Origin of the sequence: Hymenobacter guriensis, assembly GCF_015773195.1 — a bacterium.
In the GTDB taxonomy this organism is placed as follows: Bacteria; Bacteroidota; Bacteroidia; order Cytophagales; family Hymenobacteraceae; genus Hymenobacter; species Hymenobacter guriensis.
Genome location: NZ_JADWYK010000005.1, coordinates 138,191 through 164,963, shown reverse-complemented (window position 1 = coordinate 164,963; position 26,773 = coordinate 138,191). Strand labels below are relative to the sequence as shown.

At 63.9% G+C, this 26,773-nt stretch carries 19 protein-coding genes; 8 read left to right on the top strand and 11 right to left on the bottom strand.

Annotated elements, in window-relative coordinates; genetic code table 11:
* Positions 1-46: 46 nt before the first annotated feature.
* Positions 47-6,175 (bottom strand): carboxypeptidase-like regulatory domain-containing protein, encoded by a 6,129-nt coding sequence (locus tag I5L79_RS10420; protein ID WP_196954989.1) that lies wholly within the window; start codon positions 6,173-6,175, stop codon positions 47-49.
* Positions 6,176-6,420: 245 nt separating this feature from the next.
* Here I5L79_RS10420 and I5L79_RS10415 point away from each other — a divergent pair, with 245 nt between their 5' ends.
* Positions 6,421-6,669, top strand: coding sequence for a hypothetical protein (locus I5L79_RS10415; RefSeq protein WP_196954988.1), 249 nt, complete (start codon positions 6,421-6,423; stop codon positions 6,667-6,669).
* A gap of 80 nt (positions 6,670-6,749) precedes the next feature.
* Here the strand turns inward: I5L79_RS10415 and I5L79_RS10410 are convergent, their stop codons facing one another.
* Positions 6,750-7,823 (bottom strand): nucleotidyltransferase domain-containing protein, encoded by a 1,074-nt coding sequence (locus I5L79_RS10410; RefSeq protein WP_196954987.1) that lies wholly within the window; start codon positions 7,821-7,823, stop codon positions 6,750-6,752.
* 146 nt (positions 7,824-7,969) lie between these two features.
* Positions 7,970-8,740 carry a nucleotidyltransferase domain-containing protein gene (locus tag I5L79_RS10405; protein WP_196954986.1) on the bottom strand — a complete coding sequence of 257 codons (771 nt, stop codon included), beginning with the start codon at positions 8,738-8,740 and terminating at the stop codon, positions 7,970-7,972.
* A gap of 144 nt (positions 8,741-8,884) precedes the next feature.
* On the opposite strand from I5L79_RS10405, the gene I5L79_RS10400 reads away from it, so the two are divergent.
* Together I5L79_RS10400 and I5L79_RS10395 are read left to right on the top strand one after the other, a co-directional pair.
* Positions 8,885-9,685 (top strand): hypothetical protein, encoded by an 801-nt coding sequence (locus I5L79_RS10400; protein WP_196954985.1) that lies wholly within the window; start codon positions 8,885-8,887, stop codon positions 9,683-9,685.
* A gap of 255 nt (positions 9,686-9,940) precedes the next feature.
* Positions 9,941-11,683 (top strand): M28 family metallopeptidase, encoded by a 1,743-nt coding sequence (locus I5L79_RS10395; RefSeq protein WP_196954984.1) that lies wholly within the window; start codon positions 9,941-9,943, stop codon positions 11,681-11,683.
* Positions 11,684-11,811: 128 nt separating this feature from the next.
* Here the strand turns inward: I5L79_RS10395 and I5L79_RS10390 are convergent, their stop codons facing one another.
* A complete protein-coding gene (locus I5L79_RS10390) occupies positions 11,812-14,436 on the bottom strand; it encodes a polynucleotide kinase-phosphatase (RefSeq protein WP_196954983.1) in 2,625 nt (874 codons plus the stop codon).
* 24 nt (positions 14,437-14,460) lie between these two features.
* Between I5L79_RS10390 and I5L79_RS10385 the strand changes: the two genes are divergently transcribed.
* The gene (locus I5L79_RS10385; protein WP_196954982.1) at positions 14,461-14,886 is read left to right on the top strand and encodes a hypothetical protein; all 426 of its coding nucleotides are present in this window, start codon (positions 14,461-14,463) and stop codon (positions 14,884-14,886) included.
* A 116-nt stretch (positions 14,887-15,002) separates the two neighbouring features.
* Here the strand turns inward: I5L79_RS10385 and I5L79_RS10380 are convergent, their stop codons facing one another.
* Complete coding sequence (locus I5L79_RS10380) at positions 15,003-15,380, bottom strand: winged helix-turn-helix transcriptional regulator (protein WP_196954981.1); 378 nt, start codon at positions 15,378-15,380, stop codon at positions 15,003-15,005.
* A gap of 156 nt (positions 15,381-15,536) precedes the next feature.
* Between I5L79_RS10380 and I5L79_RS10375 the strand changes: the two genes are divergently transcribed.
* Entirely contained in the window at positions 15,537-15,908 is a 372-nt protein-coding gene (locus I5L79_RS10375; protein WP_196954980.1) for a DoxX family protein, read from the top strand.
* A gap of 16 nt (positions 15,909-15,924) precedes the next feature.
* On the opposite strand, the gene I5L79_RS23650 is transcribed toward I5L79_RS10375, so the two are convergent.
* From I5L79_RS23650 to I5L79_RS10350, 5 genes are all read right to left on the bottom strand, one after another.
* Positions 15,925-17,892 (bottom strand): OmpA family protein, encoded by a 1,968-nt coding sequence (locus I5L79_RS23650; protein ID WP_196954979.1) that lies wholly within the window; start codon positions 17,890-17,892, stop codon positions 15,925-15,927.
* Between the two features lie 183 nt (positions 17,893-18,075).
* Positions 18,076-19,551, bottom strand: a complete 1,476-nt coding sequence (locus I5L79_RS10365) for a 3' terminal RNA ribose 2'-O-methyltransferase Hen1 (RefSeq protein WP_196954978.1) — start codon at positions 19,549-19,551, stop codon at positions 18,076-18,078.
* Positions 19,552-19,657: 106 nt separating this feature from the next.
* The gene (locus I5L79_RS10360; protein ID WP_231403033.1) at positions 19,658-21,055 is read right to left on the bottom strand and encodes a GH1 family beta-glucosidase; all 1,398 of its coding nucleotides are present in this window, start codon (positions 21,053-21,055) and stop codon (positions 19,658-19,660) included.
* A gap of 79 nt (positions 21,056-21,134) precedes the next feature.
* The gene (locus I5L79_RS10355; RefSeq protein WP_196954976.1) at positions 21,135-22,145 is read right to left on the bottom strand and encodes a glycosyltransferase family protein; all 1,011 of its coding nucleotides are present in this window, start codon (positions 22,143-22,145) and stop codon (positions 21,135-21,137) included.
* A gap of 93 nt (positions 22,146-22,238) precedes the next feature.
* Entirely contained in the window at positions 22,239-23,135 is an 897-nt protein-coding gene (locus I5L79_RS10350) for a UDP-2,3-diacylglucosamine diphosphatase (RefSeq protein WP_196954975.1), read from the bottom strand.
* Positions 23,136-23,329: 194 nt separating this feature from the next.
* Between I5L79_RS10350 and I5L79_RS10345 the strand changes: the two genes are divergently transcribed.
* The gene (locus I5L79_RS10345; RefSeq protein WP_196954974.1) at positions 23,330-23,881 is read left to right on the top strand and encodes a hypothetical protein; all 552 of its coding nucleotides are present in this window, start codon (positions 23,330-23,332) and stop codon (positions 23,879-23,881) included.
* An 82-nt stretch (positions 23,882-23,963) separates the two neighbouring features.
* Here I5L79_RS10345 and I5L79_RS10340 read toward each other — a convergent pair whose 3' ends face one another.
* Positions 23,964-24,479 carry an NUDIX hydrolase gene (locus tag I5L79_RS10340; protein ID WP_196954973.1) on the bottom strand — a complete coding sequence of 172 codons (516 nt, stop codon included), beginning with the start codon at positions 24,477-24,479 and terminating at the stop codon, positions 23,964-23,966.
* A 170-nt stretch (positions 24,480-24,649) separates the two neighbouring features.
* On the opposite strand from I5L79_RS10340, the gene I5L79_RS10335 reads away from it, so the two are divergent.
* Both I5L79_RS10335 and I5L79_RS10330 read left to right on the top strand, forming a co-directional pair.
* Positions 24,650-26,062 carry a DEAD/DEAH box helicase gene (locus I5L79_RS10335; protein WP_196954972.1) on the top strand — a complete coding sequence of 471 codons (1,413 nt, stop codon included), beginning with the start codon at positions 24,650-24,652 and terminating at the stop codon, positions 26,060-26,062.
* A gap of 180 nt (positions 26,063-26,242) precedes the next feature.
* On the top strand, positions 26,243-26,725 hold the full coding sequence (locus tag I5L79_RS10330) for a hypothetical protein (RefSeq protein WP_196954971.1): 483 nt from the start codon (positions 26,243-26,245) through the stop codon (positions 26,723-26,725).
* Positions 26,726-26,773 lie beyond the last annotated feature (48 nt).

The window sequence follows — 26,773 nt, the reverse complement described above, 5'->3', positions numbered from 1 at the left end:
GCTCGGAATGACGTTCCATGTATTATTTAGTAGTGGAAGTCTTATCTTAATCAATCTGCGTCTGCTTACTGGCGGAGCGGCCGAAGCGGGTGGGGAAATACATCAGCTCAGCTTTGGCTGGGTTGAGGGTGTAGCGGCCCCGGTAGCGCGGCTGCAGGGCAATGCGGAAGGTGTGGCGGCCCACCGGCAGCACGTCGATGAAGATGCCCACCTGGTTGCGCAGGTACTCCCGGTGGACTTCGAAGGAGTTGCCAGTAGTTTTCTCCCCGTAGGAGCAACCCGCCGGAATGGGCACTTCCAGCAGCACGTAGCGGGCCTCGGCCGGCACGTCTACCGTCACTTCCAGCTCGGTGGGCTGACCGGCTTTCAACCGGATGCGGCTTCCCTCCTGCCCGGCCAGGCGCGTGCGCACCGTGAAGGGCGTAGCCACTGTCGCCGGAACCGGGTTCCAAAACGTCTGGTAAGCCGTGGCATACACCGGCAGCCCGCCCTGCTTGCGGAGCGTGAGCGGGCCGGTGGCGGGCACCGTGGTTTCAAACGGAAACTGCCCGACTTCCTGCGTGAGGCTGCCGCTGAGCTGAGCCCGGGCCAGCAAACCGCCGCTGGCCGGCACCACCAGCTCGGGGCCGATGGTAGCTAGAATATGGGCGGCCTCGTAGGTGCTGGCCCAGTGGCCCCCAAAGCTGCGCTGCTGCAGCAGATAGGTGCGGATGCGCAGCAGCTCCTGCTCCTGCCCGCCCCGGGCCCGCAGCAAGCGGTAAGCCAGCAGCGTATTGCCCAGGCGGTCGGGCAGCAGGTGGCGGTAGAAGGTGCCTGGGCGCAGAGTATCGGCAAAAAACACCCCGCCCAGCTCGGAGCGGAGGCGGTACCGGCGCAGGGTATCGAGCTGGAAGGGCATGCCCAGCTGCTGCCGCAGGTTGTTGAGAGCCAGGTATCGGTCGAGGGGCTGGCGGCCGTGCTGCTCCCGCTCCAGGCGCTGCACCAGGGCCGGAAAATCGGGCTGGGCGCCGAGGCTGTGCAGCAGCTGGAGCAGCCGGATCCGGTCGTCGGAGGAGCGAAAAAAGGCACCGGGGGCCGATTCGCGCAGGTTTTGGCGGACGGCGGCATCGGCGAAGGCCTCGTCGAGCTGGGTGAGCAGGTAGCGGCGGAGCGGGTCTTTGTCGAGGGCAACTTTGTAGCCCTGCTTTTCGGCCTGCTGCAACGCTTCCATCACGTGCAGGGTAGCCCAGGGGCTGACGGGAGAAGTCGGCCAGGTACCCCATAACCCCTCGGGCTGGTGGCGCCCCCGCAGCAGGTGCCGGATCAGCTGCTGCACGTCGCGCCCACCCCGGAAGGATTGCTCCAGCCCTTCGCGTAGGCGCTGCTCCAGCAGCAACGCCTGCAGCTTGGAGGCCGCCTGCTCGTTGCAGAGGTAGCCGTAGCCTAGCACGTGGCGGATTTCCTCGAACACCACCGGCAGCGGGCTGCTTTCCAGGCGCACCGTCACGGGTCCCAGCTCGGGGCGCGCGGGGAAGGTGAGCGTGGTATCGGCGGCGGTGAGCACGGCAAAAGAGCCCACCCGCTCGCGGGTGCCCACGGGCAGCACCGGCAGCTGGCGCAGCTCCCCGTCCTGGTAGCCGTTGGGCTGGGCCAGACTGAAGCGCACGGCCACGGAATCGGCATCGAGGGGCGCCGTGAAGGTGAGCGTGTCGAGCACGGCCGTGGTCACGCGGTGCTGCTGGGTGCGCACCGGCCCCGCCCCCACCTGGAAGCTGGTGGTCACCTGGGCGGTATCGGGCAGGTAGTTGAGGGTTTTACCGATAACCTGGGGCCGGTCGCCCTGGAGCAGGAAGCGCGGGGCCGCCAGCTCGCCCATCAGGGCCTTGAAGGAGCGCAGGCGCTGGGTGAACGTACCGGTGCGGGCGTGGTCATCGGAAGCCAGCACGAAGGTGTCCCAGCCGGTGATGTCGTCGGGGATGATGACCTGGGTGCGGGCTTCCCCGCGGGCGTCGGTGACGAGAGTGGGGCGCCACCAGCCCACGTCGGAAAAGCGGCGGCGCAAAGCCAGGCGCGGGTCGCGCGTGCCGGACACGGGCAGACCGTCGGGGCCCAGCGCGGGGCCGTCCTTCATACCCGCCGCCGGCCGGCCGTTCAGGCCATTTTTGGTGGTGATGATAAGCACGCCGTTGGCGGCCCGGGAGCCATACATGGCCACCGCCGACTCCCCCTTTAGGACACTCATCTTGGCAATATCCTCCGGCTCCAGATCATCCAGCTTTCCAGTGTAGGGCAGCCCATCCACAATGATCAGGGCTTGATTTTCTCCCGCTACGCTACGGGTACCACGTAGCGTAATTCGGGTGCCACCACCAGGCACACTCTCAACGGTCAGGCCCGAGGCTTTACCCGATACAACAGACTGCATCTGTACACTAGCTACCGCACCCGTCAACGTCTGTCTATTTTCTACTCCATAGGCTACTACTACAGCTTCGCTGAGCAGTTTGGTGTCCACGTTCAGAGGTACCTGCATATCCTGACTATCCACCCGGCGCTCAACCGACACATACCCAATGCTGGAAAAACTCAGGATGCCCCCGTTTGGCGGTACGGCCAGGGCAAAGCTACCGTCCGCATTCGTGTTTGCGCCGTGGGTGGTTCCTTTGAGCAGCACCGTGACGCCGGGTAGGCCCTCCCCCGTCCGGCGGTCGGTTACCTGCCCGCGCACGATCTGCCAGTCGGGCTGAGGCTTCACTGGGATGGTAGTCACCACTTGCCGCCGCGCACTCGCCGAATCGAGCACACCGGGTTTCGCCGGGGCGGGCAGATTGCGCCGGATTTCCTCTCCCAGCATGCGCAACAAACGCTGGCGGGCCGGGCCGGCAGTTAGCTTATCCAGGGAATCGAGCTGCACGTAAGTGGTGCCGTTGGCTTGTACCAGCACCTCGGCGTTGGGCGCCAGCACCGTACTATCCGCCAGCAGTAAGGCCAGGCGGTAGCGGCCGGGAGCCAGGGCGTGGAGCGGGGTAGGCAGCTGCCGGTGCAGGCGTCGGAATTGAGGCTTGGCGGGCTGGGTAAGCAAGGTATAGAGCACCCGCGGGGAGTAGTATTGGCGCGTTGCACTGGCTGGCAGGCGCACTTCCAGGCGGCCCTGGCCAGCGGGGGTGCTGGTGGGCACGGGCAGTAGCGGCTCGGGCTGCGGGCCCTGGTAGAAAGACGTTGCGGGCCGGGGCCGCAGGTCGGCTTCGGTGTACGCAAAGTCGGCGAAGGGCAGCCGCGGAAACCGGATGGCCTCACGCAAGTCCGGCAGCCGGTCCTCCGAGACGGTGCGCATCTTCAGCAAATCCCGGGTGAAGGTGTAGCGGTAGCCCGGCTCATGCAGGAACTTGCGCCACAGGCCATCGGAGCGGCGCAGCAGCACCGAGTCAGGCCGGAAGGGGCCGCCCACGTGCAGCAGCTCGCTCTGGTTATACTGGTAGTGATAGGGCCGGTTGGGCTGATAGGGCCGGCCGGCGCCCAATACCTGCAGGCGGCGGCCCTGGCGCAGCAGCACCTGCTCTTGGTAGCTGGTGCGGTCGATGAGCACCAGAAAGCGCGCCAGCTCCTCCCGCTCCGCTTCCGACAAGGGGCCAGGGGTTTCTACCGTCAGCTCCCGGCAGGGGTGGTTGGGGTCGAGGCTGAGAATGAGTTTGTGCAGGGGACGCAGGTACACTTCCCGCAGGCTGATGCGCTGGGTGGGCGTGCGCACGGTGATGATATGGTAGCCGCTGTCGGCCACCAGGGCAAACGGCTCGTCGCCGTTCACGGCCGCCACGTACACCGGGTGCCCGTCCACGTACACGGCCACGGTGGGCTGCACCCGTCCCGAGTCCACCACGAACGGCGCCACCTGGGTGATGCCGCCCGGGGCCGGCTGGTACTCATGGAACGTGCCGTACGCGGGGTACAGAAACTGGTAGAAGCGCAGGGAATCGAGGCCGAGGCGCTGGCGCCAGGCCCCCCAGGGCAAGGGCCGGCGGGTAGGCTCATCGGCCTGGTTTTCGAACCGGGCACCCAGGGCAAACCGCCGGCGGGCCACCCGACCTACCACCGTCGGCTCGAAATCGGGCAGTCTGGGGGCCGAGGCTGCCTCAAACTTGCTGGTGTAGGCGTAGGCCGTGAGGTCGGCGCCGGGTACGGGGCGGCCGGCGCCGTCGCGCACGGTGTAGCGCAAGCTCACTTTCTGCCCGGGATATACCACTTCGGGCTGGTCGGCTTCGATGGAGAGCTGATGCTGGGGCAAAGCCACGTTATACTCGGCCGTGCGCAGCTCCCCACCCCAGAAGTAATGCAGCGACACGTACCAGACCTGCGGTGTGGGCGCAGCCAGGTGCAGATTCAGTGTGGAAGTGTACTCCCGCCGCACGAGGTCGTTGGCGCGGTAGAGGTAGTACCAGAACAGCAGGCGGCGCGGGTTGTCCACGGTCAGGTGCAGGGAGTCGGCAGTGCGGTCGGAGCGCAGCACCAGGTCGGCGTTGTCTTCGTCCAGGTTCAGCTGGGTCTTGCGGCCATCCGCCGTCGTCAGTTGGTAGCCTGTAGCGCGGGCATCTACGGGCCAGGCTAGGGGCAGCTGCACCGTTTCGGTCGTGGAAACCAGGCCCTTTTCCGGGTCGCGACGGGTGGTTTCGAGGCGGGCCGGGCCGGGGGCACCGCCGGGAAAGCGGGCAATTACCGAATCCTGGCGCAGCAGTAGTTGCAGCTCCCCCCGCTCCAGGGCATACTCCACCTGAGTGGTTTGGGTGCGGCGCTCCTGGTCGGCATTTCGGAACTCGGCGTGCACCTGGTAGCGGAGGTTGGCGGCGGGCAGGGCAGTCGGCGGCAGGTTGAGGCGGGTTTCGCCGGCGGCATCCAGGGGCTGGGCGCGAGTCCAGAGCGTATCGGGTACAAACACCCGCCGGCCGGGGAAGCGGCCCACAGACAGGGGCGTCACGCTCAGGCGCACGCGGGCGTCGAGCAGGTTCAGCTCGTTGGCATCCTGCCCGCGCAGGTACAGGGCCTGCGGGGAGCCGGCCCGGTGGGTCGCTTCGGCCGGGCGCAGGGTGTAGCGGGTGTTTTTGAGCTCGTAGTCTTCCAGCCGAAACGAGGTTTCCGCCAGGGTCTCGCCGTTTTCCCCCGGCTGCTGCAGCCGCAGGCGCACGTACTGGTCGGCGCGCAGCTGCAGGGTATCGAGCCGCGCCAGCTCAAACTCGTAGGTGCCGGGGCGCACGGGCTGGAGCAAAGCCAAACGGCGCGGGGTGCGGTCCTGGTCGGCCTGCAGATACAGCTCCAGGGGGCGACGATAAGGCCGACCCGCGCGGTGCAGGATGCGGGCCTTCAGGCGCAGGGTGTCGGCCGTGGGGCGGTAGCGGGGTTTGCTCAGCACCAGGTAGGCCCGCCACTTTTCGCCCCGCCGCTCCGTGCGCCGGTCCTGGCGCTCCTCGCGCACCTCGGAGTTGAAGATGGAGCGCAGCAGCCCAATGGGCCCAGTGCTCACCTCAGACGCGTAGTGCAGCTCCCGAAACAGCTTTTGCGCGGGCCGCGTCAGCAGCCCCAGCGGAACCCCGAACACCACCCGCTGGTAAGCCCCGCGCCAGCTCAGGCGGCCGCGCCCGGCGGGCCGGTACGGCAGCTGCTGTTCCAGCACGTGAAAGGTGGTGCGCCCGCCCTGCGTCACGGCCAGCAGCCCCGAACGGCTGGTGCGGCCAGCCAGGCGGTAGGTTTGGGTGGACGCGTCGAAGGGCACGAGCCGGCCCCGGGGCAAGGTCAGGCGGGCATCGGGCAGCAGCTGACCCAGGCTGTCCTGCACCACTACACTCAAATCCTGCTGGTTGGTGATGACGGTGAGCTGGCGGCCGGTGCGGGCGTGCAGCCAGTACACCAGCTCGGGGCCTTCGGTATGCGCTACCAGGTAATAGCCGGCCGGCAGGGCCGCCACCCGGGCCCGGCTCAAGCTGTCGGGCTGGCTAGTGGGAAAGGAGTCGACGGGCTGAGCGAAGTAGGCGTCCTGCACGGCGGTCAGGCCGTGCTCGTAGAGGTGGCGCGTCTGGGCGTCGGTCAGGCGGAAAACCTTGGTCAGGTAGCTCTGCTGGCGGGCCGTGGCCAGCCGCTGCTGGGCAACGCTGCCAATGGGCAATAGCAGGACCAGCCCCAGGATAAACCGGCGTAACGATGAAAGCATAACGGTGGGATAGAAGTACGAATAGCTGATGCCATCAGCCGGTACATTCCACACGCGCACTTTTTTTCGTACCTGCCACAAAGGCCTTTTTTTCGTCTAAAAAGACAGATTTTCAGTTGCTTGCCCACCTGGAAAAGAATACAAAACTCCTTTCTTGAATACCATTCCACCAGGGTAAGCACAATTTCTGGCCTGGTCCTTGGGTTATGGGAGGCAAGCATGTTTCACTCTTTCACTTCTCTCCCATGTTCCGGATCCTGCTGTTAGTTTGCGCGCTGCTGTTCGTGAGTGGTGCTTCCCAGTCGGTTGAGGCGGCCCGCCCCAGCGCTTATGCCAAGGCCAAGATGAAAGGCCGCATCTTCACCCACCGGCCCGTGTACAAGACCTACAAAGGCCGCAAGAAAGCCAAGAAGCCCGGCTTCTTCCAGCTGCGCCGCAAGGCCAAAGCCCCCGCGCACACCACGCGCCGCTCTACCCGCTACACCACGCACTAATCGGCCGCCTGCGCCCGTTGCATTTTCCGGTTCCGGCCGCTCTGCCTTCGGGTGGGGCGGCCGGTCCTGCTTTCCGGGAACTATGGCCGCGCGTACCAGGCTCGGCGCGTGCGCACCAGCAGCTGCTCGGCGGCGGCCTTGTCGGGCGCTTCGGGCAGGGCGGAGGCCGTAAAAGCTTCTTCTACCCGCGCTACCAGCGCTTCGGCTTCCGTTACCAGCTCTTCGTAGCTGAACTCGCCCCGGCGGATCTGCAGCAGAAACGCCCGGTCGGGGCGGCGGACGTGGAGTTGGCCTTCTCTGGCAATTTCCTCGGCCATGCGCAGGAGCCGGAACACGTGCAGCATGTTCTTGGCGTCGTAGTTTTTGCCGTGCTGCACGGTGTTCTGGAACCGCTCGGGGTTGCGCTTCTGCTCCCACTCCTGGTACTCGCGGTACACCCGGCAGTAGGTGCTGTAGCCGTTGCGGTTAAAGCTCAGGTACGCCACCGGCTCCTCCCCTTTTGGCACGGCCGAGAGCAGTACGTCCTGGGAGGTTTCCGGGTCGCGCACCAGCCCCCGGTAGCCATGGCGGTGGTCCGGCGTATCATCCACAAATACCGCGTATAAATCGTTGAGGTGATTTACGTTGGCCAGCCCGCATTGCGCGGCCTCGTACCCCCTGCGAGCCAGCCAGGTAGCTACCGGCTGGGCTCCCGCGCCCACCGTCACGTAGCAGAAATCCAGCACCGACTTGCGCTGGGGCGGCTCGGGGTGGTTGATTTTCTTGTTCAGGCCCCGAGCCTTCCGGATCTGGGCCACGGCGTACTCGGCGAAGCTCTGCCGGCACAGCTTCGAAAGGAAATCCTCGGCCCGAAACGCGGCAAATAGCGGATGCCGGTACACTACGCAATCTTCGGGCGTGCCCAGCAGTTCCAGCACCGTGGGGTTGCTTTTGAGCAGCAGCTCTACGAAGCGGCGCAGCTCATAAAACACCTCGTCGTTGGTGTCGTTGGCTACCTGCGGCACGTAGTCGAGGCCGTAAAACTCGGTTTCAGGCAGGATAAACACGCCTTTCAGGTCGGTATCGGAGGTGGGCAAATCGGTGCCGTAGGCGCGGCTGCCGCTGATAGCCTCGAAGAGAATCAGGCCGCGCCGGCGCAGGTCGTAAATGGTCATAATGAATCGACTTGAGTCATTTTGCTATTAACCGTCATGCTGAGCGAAGTCGAAGCATCTCTACTGCTTCGTCTGAATACCAGTGCAACGAAGCGGTAGAGATGCTTCGACTTCGCTCAGCATGACGGTCTTATTTGAGCATCTGCTTACCTGACAATGTCAGGCAACCACTCCCGGAACAGCGCAGTCAACTCCGGCGTGGGGTCGGCGTGTCGCGCTACGGGCAGCGTTTCGCGGGCAGCTACGGCGGCTACGTATTCGGCTTGCAGGAACTCTACCAGCGCGGCCGGGCGCGGCACGGTGGTTTTCTCGTCGGCGGTGGCTTTGCGGGCGAGCAGCTCATCTACGCTCCCATTCAGTTCCGGTGGCAGCAGGCTGCGCAACGTACTAAACTCCATCGGCGGCATCTCGGCGGGGCGCTGCTGAATCCAGCGTGCCGCCAACGTGGAGCGCAGGGCGTAGAACAGTCGTTTCAGGCGCACTTCCTCCCCGGTTAGGTCGTCTGTTACACCGCGCCGCATCAGGCCCAGGTAATGATGGAGGCCGGCGCGCGGGTTCCAGCAGGCAGGCAGCAGCGGCTGCAGCGCCGCCCGAAACCCGGGAGCTTCCTGGTACACCACCGGCGACTGGAGCCACTCGAAAAGGGCCGCGTTGGCCCCGCGCAGCAGTTTCAGCGTTTTGCGCAGTTCCCAGCCGGCCAGGTCCAGCTCCTCATCCACGGGAAAGTTGAGCGTGTCGGGGCCGTCGTCGAGGGTCAGGTACCAGTCGGCCGGGTGGGCGTAAATAAAGCGTACGTCGTAGTCGGAATCGGGCGAGGGAAAGCCCCAGGCCCGGCTGCCCGACTCGCAGGCGTAGAGGATGCGGATGTTGTGCCGGGCTTCGAGCTGGGTGAGGGCGGTTTGGATGCGGGCGTACACGGGCAGAATGGGTGGTGAAAGGCGTAATAGGGCTTTACACGTGCAAGGTAAAGGGCCAGCCCCCTGTTCCGGTGCGTGTTGCTCCCTCATTCTGCCCTGTATATTTGGCCGCCGCCCACTATGCCGGCAGTAACTCCTTATGCTGTGAACTACCGCTTCCTTTTCTGGCTGCTGCCTGCCCTGCTCGGTGCCTGCACCCCCGATACCCCTTCTACCCAGCAGCCCACCCAGCCTTCCAGGCCCGTTGGCGCAGCGGCGGCGCCGGCCCAGGCAGCGGCTGATTCGCTGGCTACTTTTCACTGGGACACGGAAATGTGCACCTTCACTGGGCGCTACGATATCCGCCAGTACACCGCACAGCAGCTCACCGATACCTACGACCTGCTCCGGGGCGGGCAGCTCACCACCTCGGCGTCGGTCTTCAAGCCCGCCGATATTGCGAAGCTAAGCGTGGATACCCTGGAAGCGGAGTACGCCAACGTGCTGGCGCATATCAGGAAGTTGCAGCCCGTGCCGGGCGCTACGTGGCGGGAGCTGAAGCGCCTCAAGCTCCAGGAGCTCAACGACGAATACCGCGCCATCAAACTCACCATCCTAGGGTATAGCAACCCCAGCCTGCTGGCAAACTCCACGTACCCGGCCGCGTGCAAAACCTACATCAGGGGCCTGGCCGCGGGTAACGATAGTAGCATCATGGCCAGCTGGCAGCAGCTGGTGCGGGAGCAGCAAAAGAATAACAGCGTGCCGGAAAGTTTGCAGGCGCGGTTTGAACAGGAATCCGCCGCGCCCAACTGGCACGAATACGCCCAAGTTGAGCTGATTAACTTCGGCTGGTGGAACTGCGTGAATGAAACCATCCGACGACTGGAGCCAACCGAGAAATGGCAGCAGCAGTACGAAAAGCTGTTCACCAACGTGCAATCGGAGTGTGAGGACGTTGATTAACCCGGCTTTTTCCTACTGAACGTCATGCTGAGCATGTGGCGAATAAAGCCCGTGTGCGCAGCCGCAGTCGAAGCATCTTGGTAGTGTGGTAAACACTGGCGAAGCGGTAAAGATGCTTCGACTGCGCTCAGCAGGAAGTTCTATCTGACAACGAACAACCAATAACTAAAAAGCCGCTTCGGCTTGGCGACATAAGGCAGTACCTTCCCTTCCGACTTCTGTTACCTTGCTTGCCTGAACTAATGCTCTGCTTTTATGGTGCTTTCTCGCCTGCTGCCTGCCAGCCTTCTGCTCGGCATGGTTTTGACCAACTGCCAGACCCGGCCTGCCACCACGGCGGCCTCCGCTCCTGCCGCGACGGCCGAAACTACCGCCGCGCCCGTGGCAGCAGCCCCCGCCGAAGCCATCAGCGCGGCCAGCATCAGCAAGTATCTGCAGGCGGTTTCCTCGGATGAAATGCTGGGGCGTAAGCCCTTTACGGAGGGCGAGACGCGCAGCACCCAGTACCTGGCCGACGAGTTCAAGCGCCTCGGCCTGCAGCCCGGCATACGCACAGTACACTTGGACTACAGAGGCGTGACTACCTCCTACTTCCAGCCGGTGCCGCTGGTGGAAATTACAGGCACGCCCTCCGCTACTCTACAAATCAAAGGCAAAGGCCAGCCGCTGCGTTTCGAGTACAAGACCGATTTTGTGGCCTTCACTCAGCGCGAACAACCAGAAGTGAAGGTCACCAACTCTCCGCTGGTGTTTGCCGGCTACGGCGTGGTGGCCCCCGAGTACGGCTGGAACGACTACGCTGGCCTCGATGTGAAAGGCAAAACCGTGGTGGTGCTGGTGAATGACCCCGGCAACGCCAGCCAGGACTCCACCCTGTTCAAAGGCCGGGCCATGACGTACTACGGGCGCTGGACCTACAAATACGAGGAAGCCGCCCGCCACAGGGCCGCCGGCGTGCTCATTGTGCACGACACCAAGCCGGCCGCTTACCCCTGGAGCGTGGTGTTGAGCGGGGCCATCAGCCCTAAGCTGCGCGCCCAAACCGAGAACAAAGGCGCCGATAAGTGCGTCCTAGAAGGCTGGCTGACCTTGGAGGCGGCCAAAAAGCTGTTCCAAGCTGCCGGCCAGAACTATGAGCAGCTCTACGCCGCCGCTAACACCCGCGGCTTCCGGCCCCGCCTCCTGGGCGGCCTTACCATCACGGGCAGCATCCAGAACAAGCTGCTCCGTAAGACTTCGCGCAATGTACTGGCCGTGCTGCCCGGCACTACCCGCCCCAACGAATACATCATCTACTCGGCCCACTGGGACCATTTTGGCGTGGGCAAAGCCATTGCCGGCGACTCCATCTACAACGGGGCCGTGGACGATGGTACCGGTTTGGCTTCCCTGCTCAGCATTGCCGAGGCCTTCCAGCAAGCCAAGGAGAAGCCCGAGCGCAGCATCGTGTTTCTGGCCGTGACGTCCGAGGAGCAGGGTTTGCTAGGCTCGGCGTACTACGCTCAGCACCCGGCCTTCCCGCTCCACAAAACCGTGGCCGACCTGAACATGGACATGCTCTGGCCTTACGGCCCGATGAAGGACCTCACCGTCATCGGCTACGGGCAGTCGGAGCTGGAGGACTACGCGCGGGCGGCGGCTAAGGAGCAGGACCGCTACCTGCTGCCCGACCAGACGCCTGAAACCGGCATGTTCTACCGCTCGGACCACTTCAGCTTCGCCCACGTGGGCGTGCCCTCGCTCTACGCCAGCGGCGGTTTCGAGAGCCGCACCGGCGGCAAGCCGGCCATTGCCCAGCAGCGCCAGAACTACACCACCAACATGTACCACAAGCCCGCCGACCAGTTCGACCCTAGCTGGGACCTGACCGGCATTGCCCAGGACGCCCAGCTCTACTTCCGCGTAGGCCAGCGCCTGGCCGCCGAAACCACGTTTCCAAAGTGGCGCGCCGGCTCGGAGTTTAAAGAAGCGCGGGAGAAGAGCATGGGCGGGAAGTAGAGAGTGTCATGCTGAGCTTGTCGAAGCATCTCTACCGCTTCGTCCGCATCATCCAACGAAGCGGTAGAGATGCTTCGACAAGCTCAGCATGACAAAAGCCTAAAAACATAACTCCTTTCTACAAGAAACTACAACCGCGGGTCCACAGCTTCGCTTTCCAGAGCCAGCACGCCGAACACGCACTGGTGAACCTCTCGTAGCGGGGCGCCGGCCACGAACCGTTCCAGGCCTTCCACCCCGAGGGTGAACTCGCGCAGGGCGAGGTTGCGCTTGGCTTTCACGTTCCGCTCGCGCAGGCGCTCCAGGTTGCCAGGCAGCAGGTAGTCGGGGCCGTAGATGATGCGCAGGTACTCCCGCCCCCGGCACTTGAGGGCGGGCTGCACCAGGGTTTTCTGTCCGCTGGGGATGAAGTCGTAGGGCTTTACTACCATGCCTTCGCCCCCGGCTGCGGTGAGGTCCAGCCACCACTGGGTAGCGGCTTCCACGTCGGTAATGTCCTGGAGGTGCACCACGCGGTAGGGCGTGGCACGGAGCAGGCCTTCGTCCTGGAGGCAGAGGGCGCGCAGGGTTTCCATGTGCCAGGCGTGGTCCTTGTCGAAGTAGGTGCGGCCCTCGGTGGCGAGCAGGTGGAACGGAGCCAGGCGCAGATCAGCGAGGCTGTCCACGGGCCAGCAGTAGCGGCGGTAGGCTTCGGCGTAGTGCTGGGCGGCGCTTTGGCGGGCGGTGGTGCGGGCCAGCAGGGCCTCCACCCCATCGAGGCCGCGGGCAGTGGCCTGGGTTAGCACGGCCGCCGCTTCGGGCAGCGCGGCATTGGCAGCCGCGGCTACGGCGGCGTACTGGTTCTTGATCAGCTCCTGGGCCTTGGCCGACCACGGCAGCAGCTCGGCATCGAGGCAGAGCCAGTCGGTGCTGAACCGCTCCCAGAAGCTGCTGGCCGTGAGGGCATCCTGCAGACGGGCAAGGAAGGCGGCTTCCAGCGCGGGGTCGTTGAAGAAGTTGCGGCCGGTGCGGGTGTACACCTTGCCCGGCCCCTCGCCTACCACTCCGAAGCGGCGGCGCGCGGCGTCCTCTTCCCGGGCCAAAACCACCACTACGCGGCTGCCCATGTGCTTTTCTTCGCATACCACCCGCTCCAGACCCTGGCGGCGGAAGTAGTCGAAGGCTTCGGCGGGGTGCTCCAGCATGTTGGGCAGCGCCGAGGTTTCCGACGGGCTCATGGTGGGCGGCAGATACAGCAGCCACTTCGGGTTGAGGGCAAACCGGCTCATCACCTCCAGCGCCGCCACCGCGTTTTCCTCCCGAATGGTCACGGACGGCAGCAGCCGCGTTTTGATGATCTGCTTGCCGGTCACGTCCTGGATGTCGAGTAGGTCGTCGTGGGCTTGCTGGGCGGAGAGCTGGTTGTTGGGTTCTGTTTTTTCGTTGCTGGCTTCGGCCAGGCGGCGCAGGTAGGCGAGCGGGCGCACCGGCTCACAGTACACCTGCCGGGCGGGCACCGAAACCAGCTCCCGCTCAGGGTAGCGCAGGGCAGTGAGGCGGCCGCCGAACACGCAGCCAGTGTCAATGTCGATGGTGTTGTTGAGCCATTCGGCGTCGGGCACGGGCGTGTGGCCGTACACCACCATGGCCCGGCCGCGGTACTCTGAGGCCCAGTTGTAGCGCACCGGCAGCCCAAACTCGTCGATTTCGCCGGTGGTTTCGCCGAACAGCGCAAACGCCCGCACGGCCCCCGAGCCGCGGCCCTGCATTTCCTCCCGCATGCCCGCGTGGGCCACCACCAGCTTGCCCCCATCGAGCACGTAGTGGCTCACCAGCCCGTCCAGAAACTGCCGCACCTGCGACTTAAACGTGTCAGATTCCAGGGCCAGCTGGGCTACCGTTTCGGCAAAGCCGTGCTTTTCGTTGACCTGCTTGCCGTTGAGGTAGCGCAGGAGCTTGATGTCGTGGTTGCCGGGCACGCACAGCGCCTGACCGCCCTGCACCATGCTCATTACCAGACGCAACACTTGCGGGGAAGCCGGGCCCCGGTCCACCAAATCACCCAAAAACAGCGCGCGGCGGCCGGTTGGAGACGTCACGCGCACGCCTAAATCCCGCGCATCCTGCGTTGTCTCTTCCTCCACCGTATAGCCCATCTCCGTAAGCAGCTGCACCAATTCCTGGTAGCAGCCGTGCACGTCGCCGATGATGTCGAAGGGGCCGGCGTCCTGCTTGCGGTTGCTGTAGAGCGGGTCGCGTACAATGGTCTGCACCGCGTCGATTTCCTCGGCCCCGCGCAAGTGGAAGATGTGGCGGAAGCCTTCCTGCTTGAGCGTTTTGAGGCTTCGGCGCAGCTGCTGGCGCTGCTGGGGTATCACGTGGCGGCCCAGGTGCTGGCGCTCGGTGCGCTGGCGGTTCCGGTCCTCAGCCAGGCGGTCGGGTACGTCGAGGATGATGGCCGTGGGCAGCACGTGGTAGTCGCGGGCCAGCTGCACGAGGGTTTTGCGGGCCTCGGGCTGCACGTTGGTGGCGTCTATTACCGTGAGCAGGCCGCGCTTGAGGCGCAACCCCACCAGGTAGTGGAGCAAGGCAAAGGCCTCGGGCGTGGCCGACTGGTCGTTTTCATCATCGGCCACCAGCGCCCGGCACTGGTCCGACGATACAATTTCGGTGGCTTTGAACAGCCGACGCGCAAAGGTGGATTTGCCCGCCCCGGAAGTACCGATGAGCAGGACGAGGGAAAGTTCGGGGAGCTTGAGCGTATCTTGGGGCATTATAACAACGAGTAATTTCGCCGAATGATAAAGCTTTACCTGGATATCGACGGTGTTTTATTAACGACGAAACATACGCAGGCTACGCCTGAAGTTGATGCCTTCGTTGATTTCGTAACCTCGCACTTTGAGTGTTATTGGCTTACAACTCATTGCAAAGGCAACAGTGCACCGGCACTTCGATACCTCTCAGGCTTTCTACAATCGGCAACGGTAGCGAAACTCAGGAATGCCGTTCAGCCAACAAACTGGGATACGTTGAAAACAGAGGCTATTGATATGACTTCCGATTTTTACTGGCTCGATGATCAACCTTTTCAGGCGGAAATAGCCTGCCTGCAAGCTAGAGGCGTCGCTAACCGGCTGATTATTGTGAATCTGAACCACTCCAATGAACTAAGCGCACTTCAAACTACCCTGCAGCAGCTACTCCAAACTAAGTTGCTTTAGTTTTAAAGAAATAGCCTACCAGTTTTTCTAGCGCACTCACTGCACTGCCCTGGCTCCCCTTATCCTAGAGTGAGAGTTTATGCCAGCTTCATCATTTTCTACCCCAGCAAAGCCCCTTACGCCGCCACTGCTTCGCCTGCGTGCATAATGTGGGCGCGGTGCTGCTGGCCCCAGGCGTGCAGAGCTTCGATGACGGGGAACAGCGTGCGGCCGTAGGCCGCCAGGGTGTACGTCACGGCCACGGGCGCCGCGTCGGCCTGCACGTGGCGAGAAATCAGGCCGTTTATTTCCAGGTCCTTGAGCTCCTTGCTGAGCATTTTGGCCGTGATGCCCGCCACCTCGCGCTGGAGCTGCTTGAAGCGTTGCGGGCCGCCGCTTAACCCCACGATGATGGGGAGCTTCCACTTGCCACCAAGCAGATCGAGGGAGTCGCGCACGGAGCGCATGGCGCCGGTGCATGTGGTGTGGGAGGGCGCGGAGGCAGGAAATGACATGGAGCAAAGGTCGTTAGAAATCAGGTGAGTACCCCGAAGCATACCGGTATCCTTTGGGAAACCGCTATCCGGAACATACCACCAAGCCAGCACCTTTGCCCTGGCAGGCCGCCACCGACGGCCGCTTGCTCGTCACTCATTTCAAGGTATACTCACATGGCATTCAACAAGAAATACCTCCTGCCCGGCCTGCTCACGGCCGTTCCCGCCCTGCTGATTACGGCCAGCGGCATCATGAAACTTATCGGTGGGCCGGAAATCCAGAAAGCCATGGCCGAAACCGGCGTGGCCGAGTACGTCAAGATGCTGGGGCTGATGGAGCTGGTGTTTACGGCCCTGTTCCTCTACCCCCGCACCATGAAGCTGGGGTTGCTGCTGCTCACCAGCTACTTTGCCGGCGCCATAGCCACCGACCTCTCTCACGGCCGCAGTGTGGTTACTCCCGCCGTTATCCTGGCCCTGGTCTGGATTGCCGCCTTCGTCCGCGACCGGTCGGCGTTTCTGCCACCCACCCGGCCGCTGGCGTAGCTTTATTAGCCGTCCCCTACTTGCCGCCCGTCACGCGGAACTCCACCCGGCGGTTGAGGCGGCGGGTGGTTTCCTGGTCGTTGGCGGCGCGGGGCTCGGCACCGCCCAGTCCTATGCCGGTGATACGCGCCGCCGCCACGCCGTGGCTTACCAGGTAGGCCTTCACCACCTCTACCCGCTGCTCGCTCAGGAGCACATTTTTCTGCGGGTCGCCCACGTTGTCGGTGTGCCCGCGCAGTTCGATGGTGAGCGTGGGCGTAGCCGTCAGCAAGGCCAGCAGCCGGTCAAGATCGGGGCCGGACGAGGGCAGCAGCACGGCCTTCCCCTGCTCAAACTGCACCTTATCCAGGCGCAGCACGGAGCCCAGGGCCAGCGGCTGCAGCAGCACGTCGCGCACGTGCGGCCCCGGCGCCAGGGTGTAGGTGGTATCCAAGGCCAGGTAGCCGGGCAGCTGCACCCGCGCCCGGTAGCGCTGGCCGGGCCTACCCACGCCGGCAAAAAAGCCTTGCATTGAGGCAGTGAGGGTGGTGTCGGTGGCCGGGCCGGTGAGGTGCAGGCGGGCCTGGGGCAAGGGCCGGAAGGTAGTGGCATCGAGCACCCGCCCGCGCCAGCCGGCCGTGGCCGGTGGGGCCGGCGCCGCCCGGATGCGGCCCGCTTCCCGCAGCACGTTGCAGCCGGCCAGGTCGGTGTACACGCCCCGCCTTACCTTGGTGGCCTTGCGTTTTTCGAAGTCTACCAGGTACAGGGCTTTGGGTCCGGCCAGGTAGAACACGCGGTTGCCCTCGGCATCGAGCTGCAGCACCACGTCGCTGTAGCCGCCTTTGTTAGGCAGGCCGTCTACCGGCAGCAGGTCGGCCCAGGGCCGGCTGGTGGGCAGGTCCACGGCCAGCAGGGTGCCGTTGGTGCTGTACACCTGGTAGAGCGTATTGTTTTCGTCGAGGCAGAAGTTGGCGTGCGTGCCGGCTCCGGCAAAGCCAATGGTCGGGTAGTACCGGGCCTGACGCACGGGGTCGGCATTCCACACCGTCGTCACGGTGTTTGCAGTAGGGCTGACTTTCACCAGCTTGCCGGCATCAGAAGTAATGAAGTACAGGTCGCCGCGCGCGTCGGTGGCGGCCGAAATCCACACGTTGTCGCCGCCCTGGGCCGGCAGCCGCCAGGGAGTGTAGCGGCCCTGGCGGGTGGCGGGGTCGTAGCGGTACACGTACTCGGGGGCGTCGGTGGGCGCCTTGGTCACGGAGTACAGGCAATTGTCGAACCCTTTGGCCAGGGCATACGACTGAAACGGCAGCACCCGGCTGTGCACCACGGGCGGCTGGGTAGGGTCTTCCACCGAAAATTCGTGAATCGTGCGGCAGTCGTCTTCCCAGAGGTCGTCCTGCACGCGCAGGGCCGCAATACCGTACATTTTGTCGTCGCAGCCCTGGTCGGTGTAGCGGCGGCTGGGCAGCCCCTTGCCGGTGAGGGCAAACGAATTCACCAGCTGCCGGCCTTCGGCCAGGCGGCGGGCATCGGCGGCGCTGGCCACCTGACACTCCAACCGGTATTCGTAGCCGTTGCGCCAGAGGCGCCGCCCCAGCACGTGGGTTCGCCCGGCCGCAGCGGCTTTATAGGTGTACTCGTAACGCACTTCCTGGTAGAAGCCGGCATCGGCCTGGTCGAGGCTGAGGATGCGCACCTGCGGCAAGCGGCGCAGCGTTGCCCACAGCGAGTCCGGCTCCCCGGTTTTCAGCAAATCGAGGTCCTTACGGCTGGCGGGCACCGCGCTGATGGCCAGCTGCACCCAGGCCGGAGCGTGGCGCCGGGTTTCGCCAGTATAAAAGGTGATATGGCCCCAGGCGGCTTCCTCCTGCACCCACCAGCCCGGCGGGTACAGGAGTTGGTAGCCGGCACGGGCATCGGAGAACTGCTGCCCCCCTACCTGAGCGGAAAGCGGCAGCCAACCAAGTGCCAGCACCAACGTCAGTAAAACCTTTAAATACACTACGGGGCGGGAATGAGTTATCCTTCAAAATTAGCGAAGGTTGCGGCATAATCCCGCATAACCTACCCAGTCCGCTATAGTCAATTAGCGTTGTTGAAAAATCTTTCAGCACATCCTGCTCAGCAGGACATACTACCGAGCTCCACGAAATATGTCGTTCCTGATTGTTTCTCTGTCCTCTCCTTACTGCTCGAACACGGCCAGCTGCGAGGGGGCGCCTACTTCGGGGGCTTCGGGGCCCAGGGACTCGATGCGCACCCGGTAGCCGTGGCGCGCGGCCACGCCTGCGGCCCAGGCAGCAAACTGCGCCCTGGTCCATTCAAAGCGGTGGTCGTGGTGGCGAAACTCCCCGGCGGCCAGGGCTTCGTAGCGCTGGTTGTAGTCGGCGTTGGGGGTGGTGACAAGCACGGCACCCGGACGGGCGCGGGCAAATACCACCTGCTCGAAGGCCGCCAGCCGGCTTTCATCCAGGTGCTCGATAACTTCTACCACGGCCGCCGCATCGTAGCCGGCCAGGCGGGCATCGTGGTAGAGCAAGGAGCCCTGGGTGAGGGTGAGCCGCTCGCGCTGGCGTGGGGGCATTTCGGCCACGTGCAGCCGCTGCTGCGCCCGCTCCAGCTCCCGCCACGATACATCCAGGGCCAGGATGTGCTCGATAGTGCCGTTTTTCAGCAGGCGGCGCACCAGCTTGCCTTCCCCGCACCCCAGATCCAGCACCCGCTTGGCCCCCAGTCGCCGGATTTCCTCGGCCACGCGGTCCAGGCGCAGGTCGTGAAGGTTTTGCTTGACTGGTACTTCCCCGTTTGCCGGCGCGCTGGCCTCGGCTACTACTTCGGGGGACTCAGAAGCTCCGGCCAGAGTTCCCACGGCATCCGCCGGGAAGTCGGCAAGGGTAGTTTCCGGAGTTTCCTCATCGAGTGAATCATCGGCCAGCAGGCGTTCCAGCGTGGGGTTCACGAACTCGGCGAAACGCAGGTAGCGGCGCGTGATAAACTCCCGCTCGGGGTGTCGCGGCAGCCACTCGCCCCCGCGCCGCAACAGCTTATCGGCTTCTTCCCGGCTGATCCAGTAGTGCTTGTCGCCCCGGTCGAGCACCGGAATGAGTACGTAGAGGTGGCTCAGCAGGTCGCGCACGCGCAGGGCCGGGTGACGCAGACGCAGCGTGAAGTAGCGGCTGTTGCCCCAGGCCGGCTGGGTGGGGTCGAGCAGGTGCGCCTCGGTTTCCACTTCGTAGCCCAGCGGAACAAACAGGCGACGCAGCTGCTCGGCACTGGCAGCGGGCATCACGGCCACGGTGGCTTCGAGGGGCAGCAGCACCTCGGGCAGCTCAGGGCGGTCCTTGCAGGTACCGTTCATAGCCGTGTTGAAGGCCTTCACCAGGGCCGCGCTCAGAAACGAGGAAGCCACGTAGGGCCGGTCGTTCACGTACTGCTCCAGGGCAAAACCTTCGCCGGCCGGTCCCCGGTGGCTGCGCACCAGCGCCACGGGGTCGATGTCGAGCAGCAGGGCGGCGGTGCAGCGCTCCGGGGTGGCTTCGGGGTAAAAGATGTGCGCCTGCCCGCCGGTAATTTCCAGGCTCTGGAGGCGCGCCGGATTCTTATGCAGGAGGTAGCCCAGGTCGGTAGCGGGCTGATGCGTGGTGGTAATGGTAAGCAGCATAAGGGATAAGCCAGCGAATAGAACACGGCCCCGCCCTACCCGGGCAGGCCGGGGCAAGTTACCTATTTCCGCCGTTTACGAAGGGGTGAAAAGTCCTTTGGGATTCCTACACTCCCTCCCCCGCCAGCAGCCGTCCGTACCAGTGTCCGGAATCCTTGATGGTGCGCTGCTGGGTTTCGTAATCGACGTAAACCAGCCCAAAGCGCGGATTGTAGCCCTCGGCCCACTCAAAGTTGTCGGTAAACGACCACACGAAGTAGCCATCCACCGGCACACCTTCCTGCCTGGCGCGCAGCACCTGCCCGATGCAGGCGCGCAGAAACGCCTGCCGGGCGGGGTCGGGCACGCGGCCATCCGGGGTGAGCGTGTCGGGGAAAGCAGCGCCGTTTTCGGTGACGACCAGGCGCGGAGCATTGGGGTAAGCGGCCACTTTCTTGAGCAGGTGGTAGATGCTTTCGGGGTAGACCTCCCAGCCCATGCTGGTGATGGGCACTCCCCGGCGGCGGGCACTTACCAGTCGGGCCCATACCAGCGGCATGTAGGGCGCAAACCCTATCACCTCACGGGTGTAGTTCTGCACGCCCAGGAAGTCGAAGTTGAAGGGCAGCAGCTTGTCGTCGCCGGGGCGGTGGTAGCGCTCCAGGCGGCGCAGCACAGGCAAATCGGCCACGGGGTAGCCCAGGCCCAGGGCCGGCTCGATGAACATCCGGTTGAAGGCCGCATCGGCGCGGCGGGCAGCGGCTTCGTCGCGGGGCAGGCCGGGGCGCCAGGGCTGCACGTGGGAGCCCGAGAAGCTGGTCCCAATTTTTGCCTCTGCGGGCAGCATGGCCCGCAAAGCCCGGCCACCCTCGGCCTGGGCTAGGGCCGCGTGGTGGGTGGCAGCCAAGAATGCGGCCAAGCTGCGACGCCCGGGAGCGTGAATGCCCAGCAGATGCCCTACCCCCACAAAGGCCAGCGGCTCGTTCAGCACTATCCAGTGCCGCACCCGGTCGCCGAGGCGGCGGGCCATCAGTTGGGCGTAATCAGTAAACCAGCCGACCACGTCGCGGTGTGCCCAGCCGCCCTGGCGCTGCAGAGCGGCCGGCAAATCCCAATGGTAGAGCGTCACCCACGGCTCGATGCCCCTTTCCAGGCAGCCATCCACCAGCCGGTCGTAGAAATCGAGGCCCGCGGGGTTAGCGGCCCCTCGCCCCTGCGGCAGCACCCGCGACCAGGCCACCGAAAACCGGAAGTTGGGAATGTGCAACCCACGCATCAAGTCCAGGTCCTCGGGCCAGCGGTGGTAGAAGTCGGTGGCTACGTCGGCGGTAGCCCCGCCCTTGATGCGCCCGCGGCGGCGTACAAACTCGTCCCAGATGCTGGGTCCTTTGCCCTCCGCCTGCCAGGCACCCTCCGTCTGGTAAGCCGCCGCTGAAGTGCCCCAGTGAAAGTCGGCTCCAAAGTCGGCGCGGGAAAAGGCAGCGGGCGAGGTCGGCGGGAAAAACGCCGCGGGCAGATCGGACATAAAAAGGACGCGGTTGGCTGATGGCAGATACTTGCCAGCTTCGCTCATACGGCAGTTACCAATGCATAGTCATCTGCTATTAATGACGCTTACGGCCCAGCTGCTCCATCAATAGGCGGTCGATGATGCGGCCGGTTTCGTCGGGGTAGTCGACCGGGATGGGCCGGCCAAAGCGGAGCCACTCCTCTACCCCGGTCAGGTGCTTGTCCTTGAGGCTTTTCACCACGGGCACGCCCAAATGAGCCAGGGAGGCGGCGTTGCAGGCTTGCTCGTATTGGTTTTTCATGGGCACCACCAGCAGCTTCTTGCCCAGGTACAGGGCCTCGGCGGGCGTCTCAAACCCGGCCCCGCAGAACACCCCGGCGCTGCGGGCCAGGCTGTCGGTGAAGGCGGCCCCGCTTACCGGCCGTACCCGCACGTTGCCGTGCCGGGACTCCTGCTGGCTGTGCTTGCTGAACACTTCCCACGGCGTATCGCGGCTGATGTAGCGCAGGCGGCTCACCAGGGTTGCTTCGTCGTAAGCGGGCAGGTATACGGTATAGTGGCCGTCGTTCTGGGGCTTCAGCTCGCGCACCTGCCGGCGGATAACGGGCGTAAAGGTGTGCTCGTCGTAGCGCTCAAAGTGGAAGCCGTAATGGGCCGTGGAGGGCGCGTAGTGGCGCAGCACGGCGTGGCCCACCGGGTCGGGGCGGCGCGGGCGGGGCGCCTGCGGGCCCAGCACGGCGCTCTGGTGGCTGAGGGCCACGCAGGGCACCTGCCGCAGCCGGCAGGCCCACGCCGAAACCGGCTCGAAGTCGTTTATCACCAGATCGTAGTCCTTCACCGGCAGCTCCCGGGTTTCGCGCAGCAAAGCCGGGGCGTTCAGCTGGGCAAAGGTTTTGCTGAAGCTGATGCCCCCGCTTTTGCCGAAGATAAAGCCCATGCCGTGGCAGCGGTAGCGCACCGGATAGGGCAGCTGAATATCGGAGGGCGGGCCGCTGATGAGCACGTCGAGGTGGGAGGCGCGCTCCTGCAGCAGGGGCACAATATCGAGGGAACGAGCCAGGTGGCCGTTGCCGGTGCCCTGGATAGCATACAGAATACGTGGCATCAGAAAACGAAACGGTGGGCCGAAAGCAGGCCGATACGCAGCCCCGGGCTTTTCGGCGGTAGCAAGCCCGACCGGCAAGATGCGGCAAATTTTCTATTCCTGCGCAGGCGCCGGGCGTAGGCTTAGCTCGGCCAGCAAGCCCTGCAGCAGAGCGGCCGGGGCGGCATCGGCGGCCCGGTCGGTATCGTCCGCCTCGTCTGCATTGGGGTCGGGGGCCGGCAGCTGCATGCGCGGGTCGTCGGCGTAGCGGTACAGGTGCCAGCCTTCGGCCGCGGTGTACTCCAGAGCGGTGAGGTTTTCTACCCAGTCGCCGGAGTTCAGGTACTGGACCGGGCCATGGGCCGTAGTCAGCGTTTTGATGTCGGGGCAGTGAATGTGGCCGCAGGCCACGAACTGGTAGCCCCGCTCCCCGGCAATGTCGGCGGCAGTCTGCTCGAAGTCTCCTACCAGGCGCACCGCGCTTTTTACCCGGTCTTTCACCGCCTTCGACAAGGCCACGCGGGGCCGGCCCAGCTTCTGCAGCCCAAAGTTGACGAGGCGGTTGAGCAGAATCAGCAAGTCGTAGCCGTGGCCGCCCAGGCGGGCCAGCCAGCGGGCGTGGCGCATGGTCACGTCGAATACGTCGCCGTGGAAAAACCAGGCCCGGCCGTGGGGCAGCTCCAGCACCAGCTTGTTGTCAATGGTAAGTGCCCCAAGGCGGGTACCGGCAAATTTGCGCAGTAGTTCGTCGTGGTTGCCGGTGAGGTAGTAGATACGGGTACCCTTGGCGGCCATCCCGGCCAGGTGACGCACCACCCGCATGTGGGCGGCCGGCCAGTAGCTTTTGCTGAACTGCCATATGTCCACGATGTCGCCGTTGAGCACCAGGGTTTTGGGCCGGATGCTTTTCAGGTACCGCAGCAGCTCCGTGGCGTGGCAGCCATAGGTGCCCAGATGCACGTCCGAAATAACGACTACCTCCACGCGCCGACGACGCACCTTCGTTTTCATAGGCAGACTTTCGCTGTGACACACAAGCTATGTGCAAAGCAACACCACGCACATTCAGAAGAAGTTACGCAGCCATTATCTCTGCTTTATGCTTGCGTGAACCGGCGCGGCCATAGTGCGGGTGTGCAGGAGCTTTCTTACCTTTGTCCAGTAAATAAGACTTTCCAACTACGTTTTGTCTAATTATTTCTTGCATGAAACAGTTTTTCCTTCTGCTGGCTCTGTTCTCTACCCTGGCTGCCTCGGCCCAGGTGAAAACGGAGCGTAAAAAGTACCTCCGTCCGAAAAAAGACGAGGAGTGCCAGTACGTGCAGAACGTAACCAAGAACACCGACGAAGACGCCGAAGTATCGGCCAGCGTGACGCGCCTGGCGTACCGCCCCTACGCCGAGCTACTGCTGGAATTGAACGAGCAGCGCAAGTACACCACCTGGGCCGACTCGGCCTACCAGCGCCGCTTCAATAACCTGCCCGCCGGCGGGGTGCTGGTCGTAACGATGCTGCGCCGCGGCTCCACCAATGCCAACCCTTCTTACCTCAGTCTGGTAGTGAAGGATAAGGACGAAAAGGAGCTGCTCAACATTCCGTCTCTACCCAACGGCGACGGCCGCTTCTGGAACCGCGACCTGTACAAAAGCCAGCGCACTATTCCATTTGTTAAAACACCCGAACCCCAGGCTTTGCGCGTGGTTATCAACGATGCTAAGCTGAAAGAAGACTTCGAGTATATCGTCAATACGCAGTAGTCCTCATATATTACCCAAATGAAAAGGCCTGTTTTCGCGCGAAAACAGGCCTTTTCATTTATATACAAATGAATAATATCGGTTATTTCCGGCGCAGCTGAGCCCACTGCACGGCGGCAAACGTCTTGGCATCCAGAAAGCGCTGGGCCAGCATTTCCTCCCAGGTCAGCGGCACTACGTCCAGCTTTTCGCCCTCACTCGCCAGCCCCCCACCGGCGCCCGACTGGTGGCTGACTTCGGCGTAGAATACGCTCATCAGCTCGGCGCTGGTGCCGGGCGAGGCGTAGAATTCGGCCAGGGGCTCCAGGCGGTCCACGTCGTAGCCCAGCTCTTCCTGCAGCTCCCGCCGGATGGCCGTCTCGGCGCTTTCGCCGGGGTCGAGCATGCCGGCCGGAATTTCCAGTATCTCCTGCTCGGGTCCGATGCGGTACTGGCGCACGAACAGGTAGCGCTGCTGCGCGGTGTCCAGCACCAGGGCCGCCACCGACCGGCCCGGCTCGAACCGCTCCCGCTTGAGCTGGTCGTCGCCGTCCTGCAGGGAAAGCAGGCGAAGCTTGAAATGGCCGTCGTACACGAGTTTCTGGTCGGTTATCTGCATAGCTGGAAGGAAGGTTAAGAGCCGCTGACGAGGCTCAGGTGACGTTCGGTATACTTGGGTACGCGGCCCGGTGTTTGCCCGGCCGACCTGTTTGCCGCAAATATGCGACCTTTGCTAATTCATTGCGGCCGGCCCTTACATATTGCGACCAGGCCATTTTTTTCTGTTTGATGTCTTTCGACGAACTTAATTTAATTGATCCTATCCTGCAGGCCTTGCAGGAAGAAGGCTACACTACCCCCACGCCCATCCAGCAGCAAGCCATTCCGCACGTCCTCGACGGGAAAGATCTGCTGGGCGTGGCCCAGACCGGCACCGGCAAAACGGCCGCCTTCACGGTACCCATTCTGCAGGTGCTGCACCAAACGGCCCTCGTGGAGCGCCACTCCCAGTCGCGCATCCGCTGCCTGGTGCTCACCCCTACCCGCGAGCTGGCTATTCAGATCGGGGAAAGCTTCGCGGCTTATGGCCGCCACCTCAAGCTGCGCCACACCGTTATCTTCGGGGGCGTGGGCCAGACGCCCCAGACTTCGGCCCTAAAGCGCGGCGTGGAAGTGGTTATTGCTACCCCCGGCCGCCTGCTCGACCTCATGAACCAGGGCTTCGTGGATTTACGCCACATTGAAGTGTTTGTGCTGGATGAGGCCGACCGCATGCTGGACATGGGCTTTATCCATGATATCCGCCGTATTCTGCCCAAGCTGCCGGCCCGCCGCCAGACTTTGTTTTTCTCGGCTACCATGCCGCCCCAGATTCAGGAGCTGGCTAACACCATCCTGCGCCCTAACCCAGTGAAGGTGGCCGTTACGCCCGTATCGAGCACCGCAGATACCGTGACGCAGGCCGTGTATCTGGTAGATAAAGAGGACAAGCCGGCGTTGCTGGAGCACGTACTCGGCGACAAGCAGATCCGGCGGGTGCTGGTGTTTACGCGCACCAAGCACGGCGCCGACCGGGTGGTGAAAACCCTGGCTAAGGCCAATATCCCGGCCGAAGCCATCCACGGCAACAAGTCGCAGAACCACCGGCAGCGGGCCCTCAGCAACTTCAAAGCCGGCACTACCCGCGTGCTGGTAGCTACGGATATTGCCGCCCGCGGCATCGATGTGGATGAGCTGACCCACGTTATCAACTACGAAGTACCCAACGAGCCCGAAACCTACGTGCACCGCATTGGGCGCACGGGCCGGGCCGGAGCCCTGGGCACGGCCCTCACCTTCGTGGAAGATGAGGAGCGTGCGTACCTGCAGGACATTCAGAAGCTGATCCGGCGCCAGCTGGACGTGATAGACGACCACCCCTACCAAACCAAGGACGTGGCCCCTGTGCTGCTGCATGGCGGCGCGCCTATCAAGCGCCCCAAAGGTCCCGCCGGCCGCGCCCCACGCCCCGACCGGGGCCGGCCGGAAGGTACTTCTGCCCGCCCGCCCCGCGACAACAGCCGCGCCCCCCGGGAAAACTCGGGCCCGCGGCGGCCGGCCGCTGGTAGCAGCCCCGCCGCCGCGGGTGGCTCCGGCAGCAACGAAGGTGCCCGGCGGCGCTTCCGGGGCGGCAACAGCCGCGGCGGCTCCTCCAGCCGCTAATCCGGGGCCATTACGGCTATCCTGACACGCAAAAGCTTCCCGCTGGTATAACTGGTGGGAGGCTTTTGCCTTGTGGCAGAAACAAAAACGGCCGGTTACGCCTTTAATAGAAGCAGTTGTCCGTTGCTGATAGCCCCTGACAACCAGCACCGGACAACATTCAACTCATTTACTTGAGCTATGGCAAAGAGCACATTGGCCGTACTGGAGGCCCTGCGCACTACTGCGCATCGTTTACAGACCGAAGCGCCTTACCAGTGGGGCCACATGGGCAGTTGCAACTGCGGGCACCTCGCCCAGACGATTACGCACCTGACCAAGGCGGAAATCCACGCCCGTGCCCTGCAGCGCTATGGCGATTGGGAGCAGCAACTCATCGACTACTGCCCTACCAGCGGCCGGCCCTTCGATGAAACTATCGACGAAATGCTGGCCCTGGGCTTCACCCGCGCCGACCTCACTCACCTGGAGCGCCTGTCCGACCCCGTCATCCGGGCTGCAATTCCTTTCGAGCGCCGCAATGCCCTGCGCCACAACCAGCGCGACGATGTGGTGCTGTACCTGCGTACCTGGGCGGCACTGCTGGAAACTGAGTGGGCAGCCGCGCAGTCCCTGCCCGCTCTGCTGACCGAACCCCTGCCGGTAGCTATTGCAATGCACTAAAGCAGAAAGCAGGCTGCGTATCTACTCTCTGCAGCCTCATGCGAAAGC

Bases quoted from the DNA above. Each gene is read 5' to 3' on its own strand.
- I5L79_RS10375 (WP_196954980.1), top strand. From the start codon at position 15,537: ATGGCATTCAACAAGAAATACCTCCTGCCCGGCCTGCTCACGGCCGTT.
- I5L79_RS10380 (WP_196954981.1), bottom strand. From the start codon at position 15,380: ATGTCATTTCCTGCCTCCGCGCCCTCCCACACCACATGCACCGGCGCC.
- I5L79_RS10385 (WP_196954982.1), top strand. From the start codon at position 14,461: ATGATAAAGCTTTACCTGGATATCGACGGTGTTTTATTAACGACGAAA.
- I5L79_RS10390 (WP_196954983.1), bottom strand. From the start codon at position 14,436: ATGCCCCAAGATACGCTCAAGCTCCCCGAACTTTCCCTCGTCCTGCTC.
- I5L79_RS10330 (WP_196954971.1), top strand. From the start codon at position 26,243: ATGGCAAAGAGCACATTGGCCGTACTGGAGGCCCTGCGCACTACTGCG.
- I5L79_RS10340 (WP_196954973.1), bottom strand. From the start codon at position 24,479: ATGCAGATAACCGACCAGAAACTCGTGTACGACGGCCATTTCAAGCTT.
- I5L79_RS10415 (WP_196954988.1), top strand. From the start codon at position 6,421: ATGTTCCGGATCCTGCTGTTAGTTTGCGCGCTGCTGTTCGTGAGTGGT.
- I5L79_RS10360 (WP_231403033.1), bottom strand. From the start codon at position 21,055: ATGTCCGATCTGCCCGCGGCGTTTTTCCCGCCGACCTCGCCCGCTGCC.
- I5L79_RS10350 (WP_196954975.1), bottom strand. From the start codon at position 23,135: ATGAAAACGAAGGTGCGTCGTCGGCGCGTGGAGGTAGTCGTTATTTCG.
- I5L79_RS10365 (WP_196954978.1), bottom strand. From the start codon at position 19,551: ATGCTGCTTACCATTACCACCACGCATCAGCCCGCTACCGACCTGGGC.
- I5L79_RS10420 (WP_196954989.1), bottom strand. From the start codon at position 6,175: ATGCTTTCATCGTTACGCCGGTTTATCCTGGGGCTGGTCCTGCTATTG.
- I5L79_RS10410 (WP_196954987.1), bottom strand. From the start codon at position 7,823: ATGACCATTTACGACCTGCGCCGGCGCGGCCTGATTCTCTTCGAGGCT.
- I5L79_RS10335 (WP_196954972.1), top strand. From the start codon at position 24,650: ATGTCTTTCGACGAACTTAATTTAATTGATCCTATCCTGCAGGCCTTG.
- I5L79_RS10345 (WP_196954974.1), top strand. From the start codon at position 23,330: ATGAAACAGTTTTTCCTTCTGCTGGCTCTGTTCTCTACCCTGGCTGCC.
- I5L79_RS10395 (WP_196954984.1), top strand. From the start codon at position 9,941: ATGGTGCTTTCTCGCCTGCTGCCTGCCAGCCTTCTGCTCGGCATGGTT.
- I5L79_RS10355 (WP_196954976.1), bottom strand. From the start codon at position 22,145: ATGCCACGTATTCTGTATGCTATCCAGGGCACCGGCAACGGCCACCTG.